Origin of the sequence: Rhodococcus olei, from assembly GCF_039540555.1 — a bacterium.
Taxonomy (GTDB): Bacteria; Actinomycetota; Actinomycetes; order Mycobacteriales; family Mycobacteriaceae; genus Rhodococcus_G; species Rhodococcus_G olei.
The window spans coordinates 1-19,903 of sequence record NZ_BAABFB010000030.1; the positions used below are offsets into that span (position 1 = coordinate 1).

Annotated in this window: 21 protein-coding genes; 13 read left to right on the plus strand and 8 right to left on the minus strand. The window is 71.4% G+C overall.

The features are described 5' to 3' along the window. Nucleotides 1–358 precede the first annotated feature (358 nt). Nucleotides 359–1,570 (plus strand): PucR family transcriptional regulator, encoded by a 1,212-nt coding sequence (locus ABD951_RS09495; RefSeq protein ID WP_345343999.1) that lies wholly within the window; start codon nucleotides 359–361, stop codon nucleotides 1,568–1,570. Here ABD951_RS09495 and ABD951_RS09500 read toward each other — a convergent pair. The 3 genes from ABD951_RS09500 to ABD951_RS09510 form a co-directional block, all read right to left on the minus strand. Further along, nucleotides 1,567–2,103, minus strand: coding sequence for a nuclear transport factor 2 family protein (locus ABD951_RS09500; protein ID WP_345344001.1), 537 nt, complete (start codon nucleotides 2,101–2,103; stop codon nucleotides 1,567–1,569). The genes ABD951_RS09495 and ABD951_RS09500 overlap by 4 nt on opposite strands. A 36-nt stretch (nucleotides 2,104–2,139) precedes the next feature. Continuing rightward, on the minus strand, nucleotides 2,140–2,478 hold the full coding sequence (locus tag ABD951_RS09505; protein ID WP_345344003.1) for a hypothetical protein: 339 nt from the start codon (nucleotides 2,476–2,478) through the stop codon (nucleotides 2,140–2,142). 76 nt (nucleotides 2,479–2,554) lie between these two features. Continuing rightward, nucleotides 2,555–3,346: an Rv1157c family protein gene (locus tag ABD951_RS09510; RefSeq protein WP_345344005.1), complete on the minus strand. Its 792-nt coding sequence runs from the start codon at nucleotides 3,344–3,346 to the stop codon at nucleotides 2,555–2,557. Between the two features lie 362 nt (nucleotides 3,347–3,708). Here ABD951_RS09510 and ABD951_RS09515 point away from each other — a divergent pair, with 362 nt between their 5' ends. After that, on the plus strand, nucleotides 3,709–5,010 hold the full coding sequence (locus tag ABD951_RS09515; protein ID WP_345344007.1) for a mannosyltransferase: 1,302 nt from the start codon (nucleotides 3,709–3,711) through the stop codon (nucleotides 5,008–5,010). Here the strand turns inward: ABD951_RS09515 and ABD951_RS09520 are convergent. Then, the gene (locus ABD951_RS09520) at nucleotides 4,955–5,242 is read right to left on the minus strand and encodes a 4a-hydroxytetrahydrobiopterin dehydratase (protein ID WP_345344009.1); all 288 of its coding nucleotides are present in this window, start codon (nucleotides 5,240–5,242) and stop codon (nucleotides 4,955–4,957) included. The two genes, ABD951_RS09515 and ABD951_RS09520, sit on opposite strands and share 56 nt — an antisense overlap. A 15-nt stretch (nucleotides 5,243–5,257) precedes the next feature. Between ABD951_RS09520 and ABD951_RS09525 the strand changes: the two genes are divergently transcribed. Then, the gene (locus ABD951_RS09525) at nucleotides 5,258–5,689 is read left to right on the plus strand and encodes a (deoxy)nucleoside triphosphate pyrophosphohydrolase (RefSeq protein ID WP_345344011.1); all 432 of its coding nucleotides are present in this window, start codon (nucleotides 5,258–5,260) and stop codon (nucleotides 5,687–5,689) included. 22 nt (nucleotides 5,690–5,711) lie between these two features. On the opposite strand, the gene ABD951_RS09530 is transcribed toward ABD951_RS09525, so the two are convergent. After that, complete coding sequence (locus ABD951_RS09530) at nucleotides 5,712–5,888, minus strand: hypothetical protein (protein WP_345344012.1); 177 nt, start codon at nucleotides 5,886–5,888, stop codon at nucleotides 5,712–5,714. Nucleotides 5,889–6,050: 162 nt separating this feature from the next. Between ABD951_RS09530 and ABD951_RS09535 the strand changes: the two genes are divergently transcribed. From ABD951_RS09535 to ABD951_RS09575, 9 genes are all read left to right on the plus strand, one after another. Beyond that, entirely contained in the window at nucleotides 6,051–7,208 is a 1,158-nt protein-coding gene (locus ABD951_RS09535; RefSeq protein ID WP_345344014.1) for a helix-turn-helix transcriptional regulator, read from the plus strand. Between the two features lie 69 nt (nucleotides 7,209–7,277). Then, a complete protein-coding gene (locus ABD951_RS09540) occupies nucleotides 7,278–8,408 on the plus strand; it encodes a LuxR C-terminal-related transcriptional regulator (protein ID WP_345344017.1) in 1,131 nt (376 codons plus the stop codon). Nucleotides 8,409–8,661: 253 nt separating this feature from the next. Further along, nucleotides 8,662–10,557, plus strand: a complete 1,896-nt coding sequence (gene typA / locus ABD951_RS09545; protein ID WP_345344019.1) for a translational GTPase TypA — start codon at nucleotides 8,662–8,664, stop codon at nucleotides 10,555–10,557. 107 nt (nucleotides 10,558–10,664) lie between these two features. Then, nucleotides 10,665–12,398 carry an ABC transporter family substrate-binding protein gene (locus ABD951_RS09550; RefSeq protein WP_345344545.1) on the plus strand — a complete coding sequence of 578 codons (1,734 nt, stop codon included), beginning with the start codon at nucleotides 10,665–10,667 and terminating at the stop codon, nucleotides 12,396–12,398. After that, the gene (gene mshB / locus ABD951_RS09555) at nucleotides 12,395–13,285 is read left to right on the plus strand and encodes an N-acetyl-1-D-myo-inositol-2-amino-2-deoxy-alpha-D-glucopyranoside deacetylase (RefSeq protein WP_345344021.1); all 891 of its coding nucleotides are present in this window, start codon (nucleotides 12,395–12,397) and stop codon (nucleotides 13,283–13,285) included. Before ABD951_RS09550 ends, mshB begins: the two co-directional genes overlap by 4 nt. An 85-nt stretch (nucleotides 13,286–13,370) precedes the next feature. Beyond that, entirely contained in the window at nucleotides 13,371–14,735 is a 1,365-nt protein-coding gene (gene gad, locus ABD951_RS09560; RefSeq protein ID WP_345344022.1) for a glutamate decarboxylase, read from the plus strand. A gap of 83 nt (nucleotides 14,736–14,818) precedes the next feature. After that, on the plus strand, nucleotides 14,819–14,974 hold the full coding sequence (locus tag ABD951_RS09565) for a hypothetical protein (protein ID WP_345344023.1): 156 nt from the start codon (nucleotides 14,819–14,821) through the stop codon (nucleotides 14,972–14,974). 55 nt (nucleotides 14,975–15,029) lie between these two features. Continuing rightward, entirely contained in the window at nucleotides 15,030–15,449 is a 420-nt protein-coding gene (locus tag ABD951_RS09570) for a hypothetical protein (RefSeq protein WP_345344024.1), read from the plus strand. A gap of 92 nt (nucleotides 15,450–15,541) precedes the next feature. Continuing rightward, complete coding sequence (locus tag ABD951_RS09575) at nucleotides 15,542–16,849, plus strand: YncE family protein (protein ID WP_345344025.1); 1,308 nt, start codon at nucleotides 15,542–15,544, stop codon at nucleotides 16,847–16,849. On the opposite strand, the gene ABD951_RS09580 is transcribed toward ABD951_RS09575, so the two are convergent. The 3 genes from ABD951_RS09580 to ABD951_RS09590 all read right to left on the minus strand — a co-directional run bounded on the left by ABD951_RS09580 (nucleotide 16,846) and on the right by ABD951_RS09590 (nucleotide 19,570). Continuing rightward, nucleotides 16,846–17,547, minus strand: a complete 702-nt coding sequence (locus ABD951_RS09580; protein ID WP_345344026.1) for a uracil-DNA glycosylase — start codon at nucleotides 17,545–17,547, stop codon at nucleotides 16,846–16,848. The genes ABD951_RS09575 and ABD951_RS09580 overlap by 4 nt on opposite strands. Further along, nucleotides 17,544–18,986, minus strand: a complete 1,443-nt coding sequence (locus ABD951_RS09585; RefSeq protein WP_345344547.1) for a PH domain-containing protein — start codon at nucleotides 18,984–18,986, stop codon at nucleotides 17,544–17,546. The genes ABD951_RS09580 and ABD951_RS09585 overlap by 4 nt, the downstream gene beginning before the upstream one ends. A 104-nt stretch (nucleotides 18,987–19,090) precedes the next feature. Beyond that, nucleotides 19,091–19,570, minus strand: a complete 480-nt coding sequence (locus ABD951_RS09590; protein ID WP_425569819.1) for a PH domain-containing protein — start codon at nucleotides 19,568–19,570, stop codon at nucleotides 19,091–19,093. A gap of 129 nt (nucleotides 19,571–19,699) precedes the next feature. On the opposite strand from ABD951_RS09590, the gene ABD951_RS09595 reads away from it, so the two are divergent. Further along, nucleotides 19,700–19,882 (plus strand): hypothetical protein, encoded by a 183-nt coding sequence (locus ABD951_RS09595; RefSeq protein WP_345344028.1) that lies wholly within the window; start codon nucleotides 19,700–19,702, stop codon nucleotides 19,880–19,882. Nucleotides 19,883–19,903: the final 21 nt, after the last annotated feature.

Sequence of the window (19,903 nt, forward strand, 5' to 3'; positions counted from 1 at the left end):
CCACGTCACGACCTCCGCGCCACCGTGCACCGTGCTGCCGTGGCGCAGCAGCTGGGCGATCGACAGCGGGGCGTCTTGCATGGTGCTGTGCACGGGGTGAACTCCTGACGACGTGGGTGTGCGGGCGCTGCCTGCGGGTGTGCAGCCGCACGATCGGCGTCGGCCGCCGAGGCGGCCGCCGGCGAACGCACGCGGTCGACGACACGGTCGTTGACCAGTGAACATCCCGGCAGTGTGTGATTGTCGTCTCGTTCGGGTGGCGGACGCTATGGGCGGAGGCCGCCGGACTCGGTGCCGTGATTGTGCCGCCGCACAATCGCGGCGTGACGTCGCTCACCGGCTCGGATAGCCTGGGGTCATGGTCGCCGGTCCGGTCCTCAGCGCAGCCCCGCCGCGCGCCGTCGAACTCGCGCGGGCGATTCTCGCCGACATCGACGACTTCGCCGGCCGGCTGGCCGAGCGGATCCTCACGTCGGAGCAGGCGTACGCCGAATCGTCCCTGCTCACCCCCGAGCAGCTCTATCGCACCTGCCGGGACAACGTCGAAGCGATGCTCACGACGCTCGCCGGCTCGGCACCGCACCGGCTCGACGCGGCCCGGGCCGCCGGCCGGGTCAAGGCCGAGCAGGGCGTCTCCCTCGCGGCCCTGCTGCACGCCTACCGTCTCGGCGGCCGGATGATCTGGGAGGAGCTGATGACCCGCTCGGGCGGGCAGCCGACCCGTGAGCTGCTGGACATGGCGGCGCAGGTGTGGGCGCTCGTGGACGTCTACTCCGATGCCGCAGCCGAGGGCTATCGGGAGACCGCGGACACCCGGGCGCGGGAGGACGCGCAGGCGCGGACCCGGCTCGTCCGGGTGCTGTTCGCCGATCACGCCGCGAATCCGGGCGCCGTCGCCGACGCGGTGCGCGCGTTGCGGATACCCGACCGCGGCCGCTTCCTGGTGGTGTCGTTGGATGAGCCGGACTCCGCGAGCGCCACCGAGTCGACGCAGGCGCGGCTGCGCGGCGTCGGGGTGGAATCGGTGTGGGACACCGAGATCGTCGGCCGGATCGGACTGTTGTGGTCGTCCAACCCCGCGGGGCTCGACCGCGGCCTCGACCTGCTCGCGGACGCCGGGCGGATCGGGGTCAGCGCGCAGTTCGACCGGCCCGCCGCGACCGTGACCGCGGTCGAGCAGGCCCGCCTGGCGCGGCGCTGCGGGTCCGCCGGGGTGACGCGCTACGACCAGGTGCCGGTACCCCTGCTGCTCGTGCGCCGGCCGGACGACGGTCGCCTCGCGGCCCGACAGATCCTCGGACCGGTGCTCGCGCTCCCGGCCGAGGAACGGGCGAGCCTGCTGTCGACGCTCGACGCCTGGTTCCGGTGCGGCGGGTCCACCGCGGCGGCCGCGGCGGAACTGCACTACCACCGCAACACCGTGCTGTACCGACTGCGCCGGATCCGCGAGCTGACGGGGCGGGACTTCGCCGACCCGGTGCACGCCGCCGAACTGTACGTCGGGTTGCGGGGACACCAGCTGCTCGGCGACGGCGCCGACGTCGCGGGATGGGCCGCGGGTCCCGCCTAGGCGCCGACGGCCTCCAGCCACTTCCGGGCCTCGTCCGGCAGCGTGCCGGCGGATTCGGCCGCGCGGCACCACTTCTTGGCCATCCGGAGGAACTTCGTCGGGTTGTAGACGTCCTCCTCGCACGACCACAGGCCGTCGCCGGCGTAGTGCAGGATCGTCAGATTCGACGCCCCGTGCTCGGAGCCGTCACCGGGATCGCACATCGGATTGTCGATCTCGCAGATCACCCAGCCGCGCTGTTCGTCGATCGTGTACCAGAGCGCTGGGAACTCGGTCATGTGGTTGCCGGGGAAGCTGTTCATCGTCCGGATGATCCACGGTCGGATCTCCTCGCGTCCGGCGAAGTTGCCGTACGCGTGCTCGATGTACGTCGCGTCCTCGGTGAACATGTCGGCGAAGAGGTTCCAGTCGCCGGTTCGCTTCGCCTCCTCCACCGTGCGCTGGTAGCCGGCGAACGCCTCCTCCAGCTCCTCTCGGGTCCAGCGGCCCGTGCCGGTCGCGGTGGTGGGTGCGGCGTCTGCCGGTCGGGTCACGTGTCCTCCGTGGTCGTCGAAAATGACTGTCGCGGTTCAGGTCTGGGTGTGGGCGAGCGGTGAGGACGCCAGGTTCTGCTCCTCGGCCAGGACGTGCAGCGGACGCTCGCCGGGGCTTTCGCCGTCGGCCCGCCAGGACAGCACCGACCACCGGGACAGTCCGGACAGCGCGGAGCCGAGGCTGCCGAACGAGGCGGAGGACAGTGCGGACCCCGCGGATCCGATCGAGCCTATCGACAGGATCGACCCGACGCTGCCGATCGACAGAATCGAGTAGGCGGACCCGATCGAGAGGATCGACCCCTCCGACCTGATCGACAGGATCGATCGGCGGGACCGGATGGACCTGAGGGAATGCCGGTTGGGGGATGCCATGCCTCGGTGTACCACGCCACCCCGGTAATGCAGAAGGCCCCTCGCCGGAGCGAGGGGCCTTCTGTGCTGGTCCGGATCAGGGTACGAAGACCGTGCCGACCGTCGGCAGGAAGCTGCAGGTGACCGGCGCGCCGCCGTCGGCCTGCGTGGTCAGGCCGCCGGAGATGACGGCGAGCACGCGGCCGGGACCGGTTTCCGCGATGGCGGACAGGGTGGCCGGGCCGCCCGGGTTGATCCGCGACGCGGTGGTCAGCGTGGTGCGGCCCGTCTTCGGGTGGTCGATGTTGACCCAGTCCACGACCAGCGGGTTCGGCTGGTTGTCGGTGGCCTCGCTGGTGCCCAGCGCGGTGAACACGAAGCCCGCCTCGCCGGCCTTCGGCCCCGGCGGGGGCAGGTGCGCCGGACCGGGCACCGCGAGCGCGGCGCCGACCGAATCCGAGGTGCCGCCGATGCAGCCCTTGCCGACGGTCGGGTACAGGAACTGGGAGATGACCGGGCCGTTCTCCGGGGGGAGCGCCGGCCCGCCGCCGCCGCTGCCGTCGAGGAAGGTGATGACCCGCTCCAGCGTCGCCTTGGTCTGCGGCGGCAGGTTGGACGCCTCGAGCAGGGCCCGCGCCTGGGCGAGCAGCTCGGCCTGGGGGCCCTTGGCCGCCGGGGCCGCCGGGTCTCCCGCGGGGGCCGACACGTCGACGGGGCCCGCGACGGCTCCGACGATCGCCGGGGCGAGAGAGGCGAGGGCCTCGATGTCCAGTCCCGCGGGGATCTGGGGGACGGCGGGCTCGGCGACTGCGCTCGCCGGAGCCGCGAAGGCTGCCGCGGCTACCGCCAGCGCGATGATCGTTGTGCGCGTTCCTCGCGTACGAAACACGGTCTCCCCATCCTAGTTCGTCAAACGTCGGCACCCCTCGGGCGACGACTGGCCCGGCAGGCCCCTCAGGTGTCGTGGGGTCACTCTATATCCCGGGCGTCTGGCGTTGTGCAGCGTTGGGTGTGCCCGTCCCATGAAGTGACCATGGGCCCGGCATCCCGCGGCATTCTAGTCATGCGATGGTGTCGCGATGCTGACTTGACGACGATATCTCGTGACAGAAGTGATTGATGTGGTTGTTGATGCAACTGTTATGCGAGCCGATTGCCCCTCGCCGGTCGGTCACACGTCTGCCGTAGGCTCGCCGACGACCGCGTCGGGTTCGGCCCGCAGGAACACATCACCGGGGAGAACACGAGACCTTGTCCGAGACGACGCCCGCGACCACGGTCCGCAGCCCCCGCACCGGGCCGCGGGTGGAGCGGCTGCTGCGCCTGGCGCCGTACCTGCTGCTCGTGTCGGTTCTGCTGCGGATGGCGTGGGGGTTCCTCAGTCCCAACGGGATGAACCTGGTCGACCTGCACGTGTACGTGGACGGGTCCGCGGCGCTGCTGCGGGGCGACCTGTACGACTACACGTACTCGGAACTCACCCCCGACTTCCCGCTGCCGTTCACGTACCCGCCGTTCGCGGCGCTCGTCTTCTTTCCCCTGCACTACCTGCCGTTCGGTCTGGTCGGGGTTCTCTGGCAACTCGCGACGATCGGCGCGCTGTACCTGGTGGTCCGGATGAGCATCGAACTGCTGCTCGGCACCCGGACGCCCTGGACCGCCGGATTCGACTCCCGGTGGACCGCGATCGCGCTGGTCTGGACCACGGTCGGGATGTGGACCGAACCCGTCCGCACGACCCTCGACTACGGCCAGGTCAACGTGTTCCTGGTGCTCGGCGCGATGGTCGCGGTGCGGTCCTCCCGCTGGTGGGTCGCGGGCGGGCTGGTCGGCTTCGTCGCCGGGATCAAGCTGACCCCGGCCGTCACGGGCCTCTACTTCGTGCTGCGCCGGCGCTGGGCGGCGGCGGTGTTCTCGGCGGCCGCGTTCGCAGGCACCGTCGCGGTCAGCTACGCGCTGATCGGCGCGGAGGCGCGGGAGTACTTCGAGAACCTGCTCGGCGACGCCTCCCGGATCGGACCGGTCGGGTCGGTGTGGAATCAGTCGATGCGCGGAGCGCTCAGCCGCGTGGCCGGACACGACGTCGGCACCGGGTGGGTGTGGGTGCTCGGGGTCGCGGTGGCCGCGGTCCTGGCCTGGTTCGCGTGGCGGGCCCTCGGCCGCGACGACCGGCTCGGCACGCTCGTGGTGGTCCAGCTGTTCGGGCTGCTGCTCTCGCCGATCTCCTGGTCCCACCACTGGGTGTGGCTGATCCCGATGCTGATCTGGCTCGTGCACGGCCCGCTCGGCGACCGGCTCGGGTCGAAGATCCTCGCCGGATGCTGGCTCGCGTCGACACTGATCGGCGTGCCGTGGGTCCTCAGCTTCTTCCAGGACTCGATCTGGCTCATCTCCCGGCCCGGCCTGCTGGCCTGGCTCGGCGCGGTCGACGTCGTCGGGACCGCCGCCTTCTACCTGTGGCTGATCGTCGCCGGCCGTACCTCGCCGGAGACCCGGGTCAGGTCGCCGCGAGCCGGTCGATCTCCTGAGCCAGGTGCACGTCCAGCTCGGTGATCCCGCCCATCGCGTGGGTGGAGCAGACGAAGGTCAGGGTCCGCCATCGGATGTCGATGTCGGGGTGGTGATTGCGGGCCTCGGCGGCCTGCGCGACCCGATCGACGAGCGCGATGGCATCGGGGAACGTGGGCAGTTTGACGGTCCGGACGATCGCGTCGCCTTCGCGCCGCCACTCCGGCAACCCGGCCAGCGCGGCGGTGACCTCGGCGTCGTTCAGCAACTCGGCCATGGTCATGATGGTCCCATGCAGACCTGGCATCGCGACAGCAAACCGCCGCGCGAAGTTGCCGCGGCGGCGATCGTCGACTCCGGCCGGCTCCTCGTCGCGCAGCGGATCGGCCCGCCCGAGCTGGCCGGACTGTGGGAGTTGCCGGGTGGCAAGATCGAGCCGGGGGAGACGCCCGCCGAGGGGCTGCGCCGCGAGCTGCGCGAGGAACTCGGCGTGGAGACGGCGGTGGGTCGCCGGATCGGCGTCGACGTGCCGCTGCCGAACGGGATGGTGCTGCGGGCGTACGTCGTCGAACTGAAGTCCGGGACACCCGTCGCCCTCGAACACGCTGCGGTGCGGTGGGTGGACGCGCCCGGGTTGCGGACCGCGGCCCTGGTGCCGAACGACACCGCGTGGGTGCCGGACCTGATCGACCTGCTCGAAGGCCGGGACCGGTCGATGCCGTAGGCCGCGGCCCGGAGCGTGGAGGTCAGGCGGCGCGGGCCTTCTTCAGCCCCTTCTTCAGGTCCTTGCCGGTGACGCCCGCGGCCTCGAGCTTCTTCATCCGCATGATCACCACCGGGCACGTGATGCAGCGTGTCTTGCTGCGGCAGCACTTCTTCTTCGCGCGGAGGCTCGACACCTTCTTCGCCTTGACCTTGCCCATGGTCGGCGCTGTCCTCCCTGCTCGCGTCGTGCGGTCTGAGGTGAGCATAACCTCAGCACTGTGCCGGGGATTCGCCGATCCCGACCCGCGGAACGCCGGTACGCCGTCGCCCCCAGACGTCTGGGGTACCGCGACCGTCGGTCGCGCGTCACACTTACCACGGTGACCACCTATCGCGCCGAAACCGCAAGGGCCGCCCTGGATGCGCTGTCCCGGGCCGGCCTGTCCTGGGAGGAGTTCGCGGAGACCGCGCTCGGCGTCCTGCGGAGGGCGGTGCCCTTCGACGGCGCCTGTTTCGGGACCGTCGACCCGGCCACGTTGATGCTCACCAGCTCCGTCAAGGCCGACATGGAGAACCCGGTCGAGGCCGAATTCGCGCACCACGAATACGTCGAGGACGACGTCAGCCTGTTCCGTGATCTGGCGATGCGCAAGGTCGGCGTGAGCATTCTGCACGAGGAGACCGGGGGTGACCCGCGGCGCAGCTCCCGGTTCCGGGACCTGTTCGAGCCCAAGTTGGGTGTCGGGTACGAGTTGCGGGCGGTCATGCGGTCCGGGGGGCAGACCTGGGGTGCTCTGGCGTTCTACCGGGGCTCGGGCCGGAGCGGGTTCAGCCCGGCCGAGGCGGATTTTCTCGACGGGCTCTCGGACACCCTGGCGGCGGGAATCCGGACCGGCCTGGTCGCCGGGGCCGCGTGCCGTCGCGACCAGGCACCCACCGGACCGGTCGAGGTCGCGGACGAGGACGAGGGCCCGGTGGTGCTCGCCTTCGACCGCGACAACGAGGTGTGCCTGGCGACGCCGGCCGCCGAGCAGCGCATCGCCGACCTCGGCGGCGACGTCTGGGGGGAGCTACCGCCGCCGGTGCTGGGGATCGTCGCGGCCGCGCGAGCGCTCGAGGCGGGCCGGACCGGGTCGGTGCCCCGGATGCGCGTGCGGTCCCGGTCGGGTGAATGGCTGACGGTCCGGGCCTCGCCGCTGAGTCGCCGGACCGAGCGCGGTGCCCAGGTCGCGGTCACGATCGAGAAGGCCGGTACGACGGAGGTGTTGCCGCTGGTGGTGGCGGCATTCGGCCTCACGCCCCGGGAGCGCGACGTCCTCGAGGGCGTGCTGCAGGGCGTCACCACGGCGGAGATCGCCAAGGCGCTGCACCTGTCGCCCTACACCGTCCAGGACCACCTCAAGGTCGTCTTCGAGAAGGCCGGCGTGCGGAGCCGACGCGAACTCGTGGCCAAGGTGTACTTCGACCACTACGCACACCGCAAGAACTCGGCGCTCGGGCCGTCCGGCCGGTTCGCCCACCGGGCCGGCTCGGAGTGAGCCGGACACCCAGACTTCTGGGGTGTCGGAACCGCCCGGGGCACGGAACAATTCGACGGCATGGTGACGATGCGCGCAGAAACCGTACGGACCCGCCTCGACGCCCTCTCCCGGGCGGGGCTGCCGTGGGACGAGTTCGGTGAGCAGGCACTCGACCTGGTGACGAAGGCGGTGCCGTTCGACTCCGCGTGTTTCGGCACGATCGACCCGGTCACCCACATGGTCACCGGCTCGGTGAAGTCCGGTCTCGACGACCCGTGCGAGGCCGAGTTCGCGCACCACGAGTACGTGGAGGACGACGTCAGTCTGTTCACGGACCTGGCCCGGCGCCAGGTCGGCATCAGCATCCTGCACGAGGAGACGGAGGGGGATCCGCGCCGCAGTTCCCGGTTCCGGGACCTGTTCGAGCCGGTGTTCGGCCTCGGGCACGAGATGCGCGCGACGATGCGCACCGGCGGCGAGGTGTGGGGTGGTCTGGCGGTCTACCGGCGCGCCGGCGGCAGCGGGTTCAGCCCGGCCGAGGCGGACTTCCTCGACGGGCTGTCCGGGGTGCTCGCGGTCGGCGTCCGGGCGGGTCTGCTGGCCGGCGCCGCGGATCGGGCCACCGACGGCCCGCCCGAGCTGCGGGACGCCGCGACCGGCCCCGCGGTGCTGACGTTCGACCACACCGACACCGTCTGCCAGGCGACGGTCGCCGCCGAGCACCGGGTCGCCGAACTCGGCGGCGACATCTGGGGTGAACTGCCGCAGCCCGTCCTCGCGATCGTCGCGACCGCGCGGGCGCTGGCCGCGGGCCGGACGTCGGTGGTGCCGAGCGTGCGGGTCCGGTCGCGGGCCGGTCGCTGGCTGACCGTACACGCGTCCCCGCTGGCCGGCCGCGGTCGCGCAGCGGCGCAGGTCGTGGTCACGATCGAGCGTTCCGGTGCGCCCGAGGTGGTGCCGCTGGTGGTCGCGGGTTTCGGGCTCACCCCGCGGGAGCGGGACGTGGTGGACGGCGTGCTCCGCGGCGCGAGCACCGCCGAGATCGCCAAGGCGCTGCACCTGTCGCCCTACACGGTCCAGGACCACCTCAAGGTGGTCTTCGACAAGGCCGGTGTGTCCAGCCGGCGGGAACTGACGTCGCGCGTGTTCTTCGACCACTACGCACCGCGGATCGGGGATGCCCTCGACCCGTCGGGCTGGTTCGCGCCCAATCCGTGATCCGACAGTGGCGGAGATCACGATCCGCAGGTCAGAGGCCCTGAACTCGGGTCGCGATGTGTGCGGGAGCGCTGCGGGCGGGTAGGGTGTTCGCTGGCCGCAATCCCGTCCTCGGCGCGCATGTCGTGACTTTCGTCAGGCGTTCGGTGCCCTGGGATCGCGAATGGGAATCACGCATGCGCGCAGCGGCAGCCCAGATGCCGTGCGACACCTACCTCGCGTGGCCCCGTCAGCAGCCAGGAGAACGCCCCGCGTGAGCACCACCAACTTCCGTAACGTCGCCATCGTCGCGCACGTCGACCATGGCAAGACCACCCTCGTCGACGCCATGCTGCGCCAGTCCGGCGCCTTCGCCGAGCGTGCCGAGCTGGTCGACCGCGTCATGGACTCCGGTGACCTCGAACGCGAGAAGGGCATCACCATCCTCGCGAAGAACACCGCCGTCCACCGCCACAACGCCGACGGTTCGGTCACCGTCATCAACGTCATCGACACCCCCGGCCACGCCGACTTCGGTGGCGAGGTCGAGCGCGGTCTGTCGATGGTCGACGGCGTCGTGCTGCTCGTCGACGCGTCCGAGGGCCCCCTGCCGCAGACCCGCTTCGTGCTGCGCAAGGCGCTCGCGGCGTCGCTGCCGGTGATCATCGTCGTCAACAAGACGGACCGTCCCGACGCCCGGATCGAGGAGGTCGTCTCGGAGAGCCAGGACCTGCTCCTCGACCTGGCGTCCGACCTGGACGACGAGGCCGCCCAGGCCGCCGAGGCGCTGCTGGACCTGCCGGTCCTGTACGCCTCGGGTCGTGAGGGCAAGGCGTCGCTGAACCGTCCCGAGGACGGTCAGGCTCCGGACAGCGAGAACCTCGACGTGCTCTTCGACGTGCTGATGGAGCACGTCCCGGCCCCGAAGGGTGACGCCTCCGCGCCCCTGCAGGCCCACGTCACCAACCTCGACGCCTCCGACTTCCTCGGCCGCCTCGCGCTGGTCCGCATCCACAACGGCGAGCTGCGCAAGGGCCAGACCGTCGCGTGGATGCACGCCGACGGTGTCAAGAACGTCAAGATCACCGAGCTGCTCAAGACCGTCGGCGTCACCCGCGAGCCCGGTGAGAGCGCGGGCGCCGGCGACATCGTCGCCGTCGCGGGCATCCCCGAGATCATGATCGGCGACACCCTCGCGGACACCGAGAACCCGGTCGCCCTGCCGACCATCACCGTCGACGAGCCCGCGATCTCGGTCGTCATCGGCACCAACACCTCGCCGCTCGTCGGCCGCGTCAAGGGCCACAAGCTCACCGCCCGCATGGTCAAGTCCCGTCTGGACTCCGAGCTGATCGGCAACGTGTCGCTGCGCGTCCTCGACATCGGCCGCCCGGACGCGTGGGAGGTGCAGGGTCGTGGTGAGCTGGCGCTGGCCATCCTCGTCGAGCAGATGCGCCGGGAGGGCTTCGAGCTGACCGTCGGCAAGCCGCAGGTGGTCACCCGTCAGGTCGACGGCAAGGTGCACGAGCCGTTCGAGGAACTGACGATCGACACCCCGGAGGAGCACCTCGGCGCGATCACCCAGCTGCTCGCGAACCGCAAGGGCAAGATGGTCCAGATGACCAACCACGGCACCGGCTGGGTCCGCATGGAGTTCATCGTCCCGTCGCGTGGCCTGATCGGTTTCCGCACCGACTTCCTCACCGAGACCCGCGGCACCGGCATCGCCAATGCCGTCTCGCACGGCTACGCCCCGTGGGCAGGCGAGATCCGCGCCCGCCACACCGGGTCGCTGGTCTCGGACCGCCAGGGCACGGTCACCCCGTTCGCGATGATCCAGCTCTCCGACCGTGGCACGTTCTTCGTCGACCCGGGCGCCGACACCTACGAGGGCATGGTCGTGGGCATCAACCCGCGCGCCGAGGACCTCGACATCAACGTCACCAAGGAGAAGAAGCTCACCAACATGCGGTCCGCGACCGCCGACGTCACCGAGACCCTCGCGAAGCCGATCGAGCTCACCCTCGAGTCCGCGATGGAGTTCTGCGCCGGCGACGAGTGCGTCGAGGTCACCCCGGAGGCGATCCGCGTCCGCAAGGTGCACCTGAACGCCACCGACCGCGCCCGCGAGCGGTCGCGTCAGAAGGCTCGCGACAAGGCCGCGCTGTAAGGTTGCGCTTCGCGCCTGTGAGTGGTGTTCACCCCGGCCGGGGTGAACACCACTCACAGGCGGCTGCGCCGCAAGAAGGGATGTGGTGAGTGCGACGGATCCTGTCGATGGCGACCGTGCTGGTCGCCGGCCTCGCCCTCGCGGGCTGCACCGCCAACCCGCCGCCGCCGGTGGAGAGCACCGACAGCCCCAAGCCGACCACCACCGTCCCGACGAAGAACACCGTCGTGGTCGCGATCGACGAGATCGGGCAGGGCTTCAATCCGCACCTGCTCGCCGACCAGTCACCGGTCAACTCGGCGGTCACGTCGATGGTGCTGCCGAGCCCGTTCCGGCCGGTGCCGAGCGTGAGCCGGCCCGGGGGCACCGACTGGGTCCCCGACGACTCCCTGCTGGTGTCGGCGGACGTGACGTCGCAGGCGCCGTTCACGATCACCTACCAGTTGCGCAACGAGGCCCAGTGGTCCGACAGCGCCCCGATCGCGGCCGAGGACTTCCGCTACCTGTGGCAGCAGATGATCAGTCAGCCCGGTGTCGTGGACCCCGCGGGGTACGCCCTGATCGACGACATCGGATCGTCCGCGGGTGGGAAGACCGTGACCGTGACGATGCGGGAGCCGTATCCCGCCTGGCGTGAACTGTTCACCGACCTGCTGCCGTCGCACCTGGTCAAGGACACTCCGGGCGGGTTCGCGCGCGGTCTCGCCGAGAACATCCCGGTCTCCGGGGCGCGGTTCCACATCAAGAGCATCGACCGGGGACGCGACGAGATCGTGCTCGAACGCAACGACCGGTTCTGGGGGCGGCCCGCGACCCCCGATCAGATCCTGATGCGGCGCGGCGGGTCGAACGCCCAGCTGACCGACTCCGTGCGCTCCGGCGACGCGCAGGTCGTGCAGGTGCGCGGCGCCGGGTCGCTGCAGGCGCAGCTGGCCGCGGTCCCGGGTGTCCGGGCGAACACGACGCCGCAGCCGCGGGTGCTCGAGCTGACGCTCAACGGCCGGACCGCGACCCTGGCGGACCAGCGGGTGCGCCACGGGCTGCTGGGTTTGCTGAGCCCCGACCTGCTCGCCTCGGTCGGCACACCGTCGGGTGCGAACGCGACGGTGGCCCGAGCGCAGGTCCTGGCCCCGTCCGACCCCGGGTACGCGCCGACCGCACCCCCGGCCCCGAGCCGGGAGCAGGCGCTCGGCTGGCTGGCCGAGTCCGGCTGGGTGCCCGCGCCGAGTGATCCCGCGAATCCGGCGGGGACGCCGCGGTTGGTGCGGGACGGCTCGCCGCTGTCGTTGACGATCGGCGCCGCGGAGGGGGACGACACCGCGATCGCGGTCGCGAACACGGCCGCCGACCAGCTGCGCGGGGCCGGTGCCAAGGTGACGGTGACGACGATGCGTGCCGAGGAGCTGTACGGGAAGGCCCTGGTCGAGGGCCGGGTCGACGCGGTGGTCGGCTGGACCCGCGCCGGTTCCGATCCGGCCACGTCGCTCGCCTCCCGGTACGGCTGCCCGCCACCGGCGGCCCCGGCCGGGCGCCCGACCGGCGACGGCGGGACCGAGGCTCCCGAGGCGGTGCCGAATCCGGCTGCCCCCAGCAACGTCTCGGGTGTCTGTGATCCGGCGTTGCAGCAGGGGATCGACGACGCGCTTCGCGGGGTCGGCGATGTCGGGCAGGTGATCGCCCAGGCCGAGCCGCGGTTGTGGGATCTGGCGGTGGTCCTGCCGGTCCTGCAGGACGCGACGGTCGTCGCGGCCGGTCCCGACGTGGACGGGGTGTCCCTGACCGGCGCGATCCAGGTGGGCATCTTCGGCGATGCCGCGAATTGGTCGAGGAAGCAGAAATGACGACGGACAACCCGGACGAGCCGCGGCGGCTGCTGGTCGTCCACGCCCATCCGGACGACGAGACCCTCACGACCGGCGGCACGATCGCCCGATACGTCGCCGAGAGGGTCGAGGTGACGGTGGTGACCTGCACGCTCGGTGAGGAGGGCGAGGTGATCGGCGACGCCTGGGCGGGTCTGGTCGCCGACCACGCCGACCAACTCGGCGGCTACCGGATCCTCGAGCTGACCACGGCGCTGAGCCGGCTCGGGGTCGCGGCGCCGTTCTTCCTCGGCGGTGCGGGCCGGTGGCGGGACTCCGGGATGGCAGGCACCCCGGCCGCGGCGAACCCGCGCGCGTTCGTCAACGCCGACCCCGACGAGGTGGTCGCTGCCCTGGTCGAGGTGATCCGCGAGCGGCGCCCGCAGGTGGTCGTCTGCTACGACCCGCAGGGCGGATACGGGCATCCCGACCACATCCGGGTCCACGAGGTCGTGACCGCCGCCGTCGAGGCGGCCGGGTCGGCGGACCGGCCCGCGGCCGGCGCGCCGTGGGATGTGGCGAAGCTGTACTGGACCGTCACCGAAGGCGCTGCGCTGGCCGCGGGACTCGAGTGCGTCACCGAGTTCCCGGCGCACTGGCGGCTACCGGAGCCCGGCGAGTTGCCGTGTGTGCCCGACGGCGAGGTCACGACGACCGTCGACGTCCGCGCGCACCTCGGTGCGAAGGTGGCCGCACTCGAGGCACACGCGACCCAGGTGACGGTGTCCCCGAGCGGAACCGAGTACGCGCTGTCGAACAACGTCGTGCAGCCGATCCTCGTGGACGAGCACTACGTGCTGGTGCGGGGCACGCGCGGCGAGGTCGCCGCCGACGGCCGCGAACACGACCTGTTCTCCGGCGTCTGATACGCGGGGCGGTGCCGCCGGTTCCGGGTTACGCTGGGCTCGGTTTTCCAAGTGCGTGATACTCACTCACGAAGGGACTCGACGGATGGCGCTGTACCGGGTCAGCGATCGGGACGACATCTACTCGACGCCGCTGAGCGAAGCTGTTCTCCCGAAATACCAGATGCCTCAGGACTCCTCGGATCCACGGATCGCGTACGCGCTGATCCACAGCGAGCTGGCGCTCGACGGCAACTCCTCGCAGAACCTCGCGACCTTCTGCTCGACGTGGTCGGAGGACGAGGTGCACCGGCTGATGAACGAGTGCCTCGACAAGAACATGATCGACAAGGACGAGTATCCACAGACCGCGGAGATCGAGTCCCGGTGCGTGCACATTCTCGCGGATCTGTGGAATTCGCCGGACGGCCGCAACACGGTCGGCTGCTCGACCACCGGGTCCAGTGAGGCCGCGATGCTCGGCGGGCTGGCGCTGAAGTGGCGCTGGCGTGAGCGGCGCCGCGCCGAGGGCAAGCCGACCGATCGTCCGAACCTGGTGTGCGGGCCGGTGCAGGTCTGCTGGGAGAAGTTCGCCCGCTACTTCGACGTCGAACTGCGGCAGGTACCGCTCGAGGAGGGTGCCACCGGGTTGCGGCCGCACCAGCTGCGGGACTTCGTGGACGAGAACACGATCGGTGTCGTCGCGATCCTCGGCGTCACCTACACCTGTGACTACGAGCCGATCGCGGAGATCGCGGCGGAGCTGGACGCGATCGAAGCCGAGCACGGCTGGGACGTCCCGGTCCACGTCGACGCGGCGAGCGGCGGGTTCATCGCGCCGTTCGTACAGCCGGATCTGGTGTGGGACTTCAGGATTCCGCGGGTCGCGTCGATCAACTCGTCCGGCCACAAGTACGGTCTGGCCCCGCTCGGCGTCGGCTGGGCGGTATGGCGGAGCGCCGACCTGCTGCCGGAGGATCTGGTGTTCCGGGTGAGCTACCTCGGCGGCGACATGCCGACCTTCGCGTTGAACTTCTCCCGGCCCGGAGGCGAGATCGTCGCGCAGTACTACCTGCTGCTGCGGCTCGGCCGGGAGGGGTACGCCCGGATCCAGCAGGCGTGCGCGGACACCGCCCGGGCGTTCGCCGACCGAATCCGCGCGATGGGACCGTTCACGATCCTCTACGACGGCACCGGCGGTCTGCCCGCGGTGTCCTACACGCTCGCCGACCCCGCGACCGCGGGCTTCTCGCTGTACGACCTGAGCGACCAGCTGCGGCTGCGGGGCTGGCAGGTGCCGTCGTACCCGCTGCCGCCGAACCGGGAGAACACCGTGATCCAGCGGGTTCTGGTGCGGCACGGGATCCCCCGCGACGAGATCGAGCTGCTCGCGACCGACGTCGAGGGCGCGATCGCGCGGCTGCGCCGCGGCGCCCCGGACCAGAGCGAGCGGACGGCCTTCCACCACTGACGGTTACCGGCCCCGATCCGGCCCACCGACCCCTATGATGTGATGCACGTCATAGGGGTCGGGGTGAGGCCGGAGGTGTCGGTGTGAACTGGAGCGTCCAGAACCAGATCATCGCGTTGGTGGACTCGCTGCGCCCGAACGGGCCGATGTATCACCACATGTACATGAACGCGCTGTACGGGTTCGTCGACCAGCAGTCGCAGCTGCTGACGATGCTCGGGTACCCGCCGGTGCCGTGACCACTGCCCTCGTCCGATCGGTGCCGTGAGACCGCGCCCGCCTACGATCGATGTCATGACCGTCGGCTCCGCACCCACTGCGCCCGCGCACCGGTACCTCGACCACGCCATTCTGGCGCTGCTGGTGTTCGACGGATTCCTGACCGCGATTCTCGCGGTCCTGTTCCTGCCGATCCGGGTGGGGGCGGTGCCGCTGCCGCTGAGCGCGCTCGTCGCGGCGGTCGTCAACGTGCTGCTCGTGGCGGGGGCCCGGACGGTGACGGATCGGCCGGGCCGTGCGGCGCTGCCGCTGATCGGCTGGTTCCTCGGTTTCCTGGCGTGCATGGTCGGCGGTCCGGGTGGGGACGCGCTGCTGCTCGCGGACTGGCGCACCCTGCTCCTGCTCGCCGGTGGCCTGGTCCCGGCGACCGCCCTGCTGCTGAAGTGGGGCGCCGACGCGACCGTCGCGCGCGGTCAGGCCGCCCGCGTGCGCTGAGGTCCCGGTTCGCCGCACCGGTTCGGCGAATTTCCCCGTTTGTCGTGACCGGTCCTGTTAGCGTGCCCGCCGACACCGAGACGAGGGGAGCCATGTCCGTGAGCCGTTCGATGCGCCGGGCTGCGTGGGCAGCGACGATGGCGGCGTGTGCGTTGACCGCCGGGCTGACCCCGGCCACGGTGTCCGCGGCGCCCGCGGTCCCCGGACTGAACGAAGTGTTGTTCGTCGGCAACAACTGGGAGGGCACCGCCGACGTCATCGAGTCGACCGGCTCCTACGCGAAGGTCGGCCGGGTGAACATGATTCCCGACCGGGACGAACGGCTGAAGGAGATCTACTCCAACCCGATCAGACTCGCGTACTTCCTCGGCATCCGCGAGACGGCCGGTGAGGGTCACGACCAGTTCGTCGACGACATGTACACCACCCCCGAGGGGACCGCGGTCGTCGCGTCCCGGCCCAGCTTCGCCGACGTCGTCTCGATCGACCTGGCCACCGGCAAGGTCAACTGGCGGTTCCCGGTGTCCGGCCACCGGGCCGACCACATGGCGGTCTCGCCGGACGGCACCCGGGTCGCGGTCTCCGCGTCGACGAGCAACACGGTCCACGTCCTCGACATCCACACCGGCAGGCAGGTCGGCTCGTTCGCGACGGGCGACAAGCCGCACGAGAACGTCTTCACCGACGGTGGCCGCTACCTCTGGAACATGTCGATCGGCGAGGTGAACACCCCACTCGACGCACCGGAGCTGGACGGTACGAAGGGCGATCGCCGGATCACCGTCGTCGACGCCCAGACGTTCCAGACGGTGAAGGTGATCGACATGCGTGACCGGCTCGACGCGTTCGGGCGCACGGACCTGTCCGACTCGGTGCGTCCGGTCGCGTTCGCCCCGGACGAGAAGACGCTGTACTTCCAGGTGTCGTTCTTCAACGGGTTCGTCGAGTACGACGTCGCGACCGACCGGATCACCCGGATCAAGGAGCTGCCGAAGAATCCGGCCACCAACCCGGACCGGACCACCTGGGTCAACGACTCGCGCCATCACGGCATGTCGATCAACCCGGACGGCAGTCGGCTGTGCATTGCCGGGACGATGGACGACTACGTGACCACCGTGGACACCGCGACCTTGCAGGAGACCCCGACCGTCCCGGCGGGCAAGCCCTACTGGGCCACGGTCAACGGCGACGGGACGCAGTGCGTGATCTCCGAGAGCGCGAACGACACGGTCAGCGCGATCGACTTCGCGACCGGGCAGAAGGTCGCGACGGTCGCGGTCGGCGATCACCCGCAGCGGGTGCGGCTCGGGCACGTCCCGGACGGCTGGACCGGCACGCCCGGACCGGAGCCCGGGACCGGTGGCTCCGCGGGCGGACTCGGCAGCCTGGGGTCCTAGACGAGTCCGGCGGCGCGGCCGGCGTCGGCGAGGACCGTCTCGAGCATCGCGGGTGTCAGCCGTCCGGTGAAGGTGTTCTGCTGGCTGACGTGGTAGCAGCCGAACAGGTGCAGCGGACGGGTGCCGGCCAGTTCGACGTGCGCGCCGTGGCCGAACGCGGGGCGGGGTTTCGGCACCGACCAGCCCGCGTCGCCGAGGACGGGAAGCAGGGCCCGCCACCCGAACCCGCCGAGGACGACCACCGCGCGGACGGTCGGGGTCAGCAGCCGCAGCTCCTCGTCGAGCCAGCGCCTGCAGGTGTCACGCTCGGTCGGGGTCGGCTTGTTGTCCGGGGGAGCGCAGTGCACCGGGGCGGTGATCCTGGTGCCGCGCAACGTGAGTCCGTCGTCGACCGAGACGGCCGTCGGCTGGTTGGCCAGCCCGACCGCGTGCAGTGCCGCGAACAGGATGTCGCCGCTGCGGTCGCCGGTGAACATGCGACCGGTGCGGTTGCCGCCGTGCGCGGCGGGAGCCAGCCCGACGATCAACAGTGCGGCGTCCGCCGGACCGAATCCGGGAACCGGTCTACCCCAATAGGTCTGGTCGCGGAAGGCGGCCCGCTTCTCGTGGGCCACCCGTTCGCGCCACTCGACCAGGCGCGGGCAGCGCCGGCAGTCGACCAGGTCGGCGTCCATGTCGGGCAGCGTCGGGTACGTCATCGGCGCACCCAGACGTCACCGGCGCCGGGGGCGACGGTCTCGATCAGCGTCCACGCCTGCTCGGCCGGGAGGTCGAGAACCTCGTAGCGGCCGGTGCCGGCCGGGGTCGCCGCGACGACGGTCGCCACCCCCGCGCGGCGCTGGAAGAGGGTCTGCCGCACCGTCCATCCGACGATGCCGTCCGCCTCGAGGGTGTGCCGGCCGCGATCGAGGGAGCCGCTGCGCGTGACCAGCCATCCGGGTGCGGTCGCGTGCCCGAGCCCCCGGTAGCGGTCGCGGGCGAGGAAGACCGCGGCGACCGCCAGCACCGCGGGCACGAGCGCGGCGGGCCACCGGATCGGCGCGCCGGCCGCCGCCGCGACCGCGAGCGCCACCGCCAGTGCCGCGACCGGGAGCAGCGCCCGGGTGTACCGGCGGCGCCGGGCGCGAGGCCCGTGGCGGTGCAGTGGGGCCGTCGCGTCCGTCGGGCAGCCACGCTCGCGCAGGACGAGGTCCATCACGCGGCGGGCGTCCGCGGCGGGTGCCTGGGGCAGCAGCAGCGACGACTGCCGGTGTTCGGCGGGAACACCGGTCATGATCGCGTCCAGGCGGGCGCCGCCGACACTCCGCAGCAGCAGGGGCTCGCGCAGGGTGGTGCCCCGCAGCCGGGCCCGGTCCAGCGTCGTCTCCCGGGTCCGGAGCAGGCCGTGCCGCACGTGCAGCCGGCGGCCGTCGTCGGTGACCTCGAGATTGCCGAACGCGATCAGGTAGCGCGCGGCGGCCAGGGCGCTGGCCACCAGCAGCAAGAGCAGCCCGCCGGCCACCACGGCCACGGCGATCCCGAGTTGTTGCGCGGTGTCGAGACCGTGGGAGACGACCGAGGAGCGGGCGATCTGCTGGCCGACGCCGTACTGGAACGCGACACCGACGATCGCCGCGACCGTCAGGACCCCGGTGGCGGAGAACGGGGCGTACCGCACCCAGGCCGGTGACCAGTGCGCGATCTCCCGAGGCGGTGCGGTCGCGGTGACGGTCGGCCCGGCCACGGGGTCGGACGGCCGGGCCAGCAGCGCGGCACGCAGCGCGGGCACCAGGCGGGCGTCGAGTGCGTTGAGTTCGAACCGGGGCGAGTCGCCGGGGCCGGCGCGGTGCCCGGTCCCGATCCGCACGACCGCCAGTCCCAGCAGCCGGTGCAGCACCCGGGCCTCGACGTCGACCGAGCGGATCCGGTTGCGCGGCACCGACAGCAGCTTCTTCTGGAACACGCCGCGCCGCAACTGCACGTGCACGGGCCCGATCCGGTAGGTGGTGGTCACCCAGCGGAGCAGGGCGGCGATCACCAGCACGGTCACGGCACCGAGACCCCACAGGTGGTTGCCGCTCCGGGTGCCGACCACCAGCGACAGCAGCAGGACCGGGAGGAGCTTGACGAACTCGTCCACCGGGTGGACCAGCAGCATCCGCTTGTCGAGTCGCAGCCACGGCTGCCGGTCCTCGGCGGCGAGTGCCTCGGGCCCGGACCCCTCCGGCGGGGCGGTGCCCGGCGCGGGCGACAGCGGGGTGCTCACGTCGCGTCCCCGACGTTGCGGCCGGCGATCTCGGTGAGCCGGGTGACGGTGGCGTCGGCGACCTCCCGGTCCAGGGCCGAGATCTTCACGGCACCCGCGGACGACGCGGTCGTGACCGTGACGGTCGCCAGCCCCAGCATCCGGTCGATCGGCCCGCGTTCGGTGTCGACGGTCTGGATCCGGGAGATCGGGGCGATCCGCCGCTCCTGGGTGAACCACCCGGTCCTCGTGTACACGGCCGTGTCGCTGATCTCCCAGCGGTGCACCCGGTACCGCCACGGCGGCACGATCAGGACGTGGGCCAGCGACAGCACGACGGACGCCGCGAACACGGTAAGGTGCGGCCACGTGGTCCAGGCTCCGTCGACGACCGCCCACACGACCTGGGCGACGAACACGGGCAGCCACATCAGGACCGCATTCACCGCCCACAGCGCCGGGGCCTTGGTGCTCGGCCGCCACTTCGGGTCGGCCATCGTCACGACGGAGGTCTGGGGAACGCTCACGAGTCCACCCTGCCGCACGCGCGCCGTCGACGCTCGTGTGCACCCGCGCACCAGTCGCGAAGTGGCCTAGCCTGGAGGGGACGGCGGAAGGAGTGTCCCGTGGATCGACTCGACGACGAGATGACCGAGGCCGATCGAGCTGCCCAGGCGGACCCGGCGTTGCCGGAGGACGAGCGCGAGCACGCGCCGATCCTGGAGACCGTCGGAACCCGCGAGGTCAACGAGGCCGACGCGGTCGAGCAGTCCCGCGACGTCCCGGACGACGAGGAGTACCCCCGCTGAGCCGCGTCGGGACGGCGGCGG

Bases quoted from the DNA above. Each gene is read 5' to 3' on its own strand.
- ABD951_RS09495 (WP_345343999.1), top strand. From the start codon at position 359: ATGGTCGCCGGTCCGGTCCTCAGCGCAGCCCCGCCGCGCGCCGTCGAA.
- ABD951_RS09505 (WP_345344003.1), bottom strand. From the start codon at position 2,478: ATGGCATCCCCCAACCGGCATTCCCTCAGGTCCATCCGGTCCCGCCGA.
- ABD951_RS09520 (WP_345344009.1), bottom strand. From the start codon at position 5,242: ATGGCCGAGTTGCTGAACGACGCCGAGGTCACCGCCGCGCTGGCCGGG.
- ABD951_RS09525 (WP_345344011.1), top strand. From the start codon at position 5,258: ATGCAGACCTGGCATCGCGACAGCAAACCGCCGCGCGAAGTTGCCGCG.
- ABD951_RS09530 (WP_345344012.1), bottom strand. From the start codon at position 5,888: ATGGGCAAGGTCAAGGCGAAGAAGGTGTCGAGCCTCCGCGCGAAGAAG.
- ABD951_RS09540 (WP_345344017.1), top strand. From the start codon at position 7,278: ATGCGCGCAGAAACCGTACGGACCCGCCTCGACGCCCTCTCCCGGGCG.
- ABD951_RS09550 (WP_345344545.1), top strand. From the start codon at position 10,665: ATGGCGACCGTGCTGGTCGCCGGCCTCGCCCTCGCGGGCTGCACCGCC.
- mshB (WP_345344021.1), top strand. From the start codon at position 12,395: ATGACGACGGACAACCCGGACGAGCCGCGGCGGCTGCTGGTCGTCCAC.
- gad (WP_345344022.1), top strand. From the start codon at position 13,371: ATGGCGCTGTACCGGGTCAGCGATCGGGACGACATCTACTCGACGCCG.
- ABD951_RS09570 (WP_345344024.1), top strand. From the start codon at position 15,030: ATGACCGTCGGCTCCGCACCCACTGCGCCCGCGCACCGGTACCTCGAC.
- ABD951_RS09575 (WP_345344025.1), top strand. From the start codon at position 15,542: ATGTCCGTGAGCCGTTCGATGCGCCGGGCTGCGTGGGCAGCGACGATG.
- ABD951_RS09580 (WP_345344026.1), bottom strand. From the start codon at position 17,547: ATGACGTACCCGACGCTGCCCGACATGGACGCCGACCTGGTCGACTGC.
- ABD951_RS09585 (WP_345344547.1), bottom strand. From the start codon at position 18,986: ATGCTGCTGGTCCACCCGGTGGACGAGTTCGTCAAGCTCCTCCCGGTC.
- ABD951_RS09590 (WP_425569819.1), bottom strand. From the start codon at position 19,570: ATGGCCGACCCGAAGTGGCGGCCGAGCACCAAGGCCCCGGCGCTGTGG.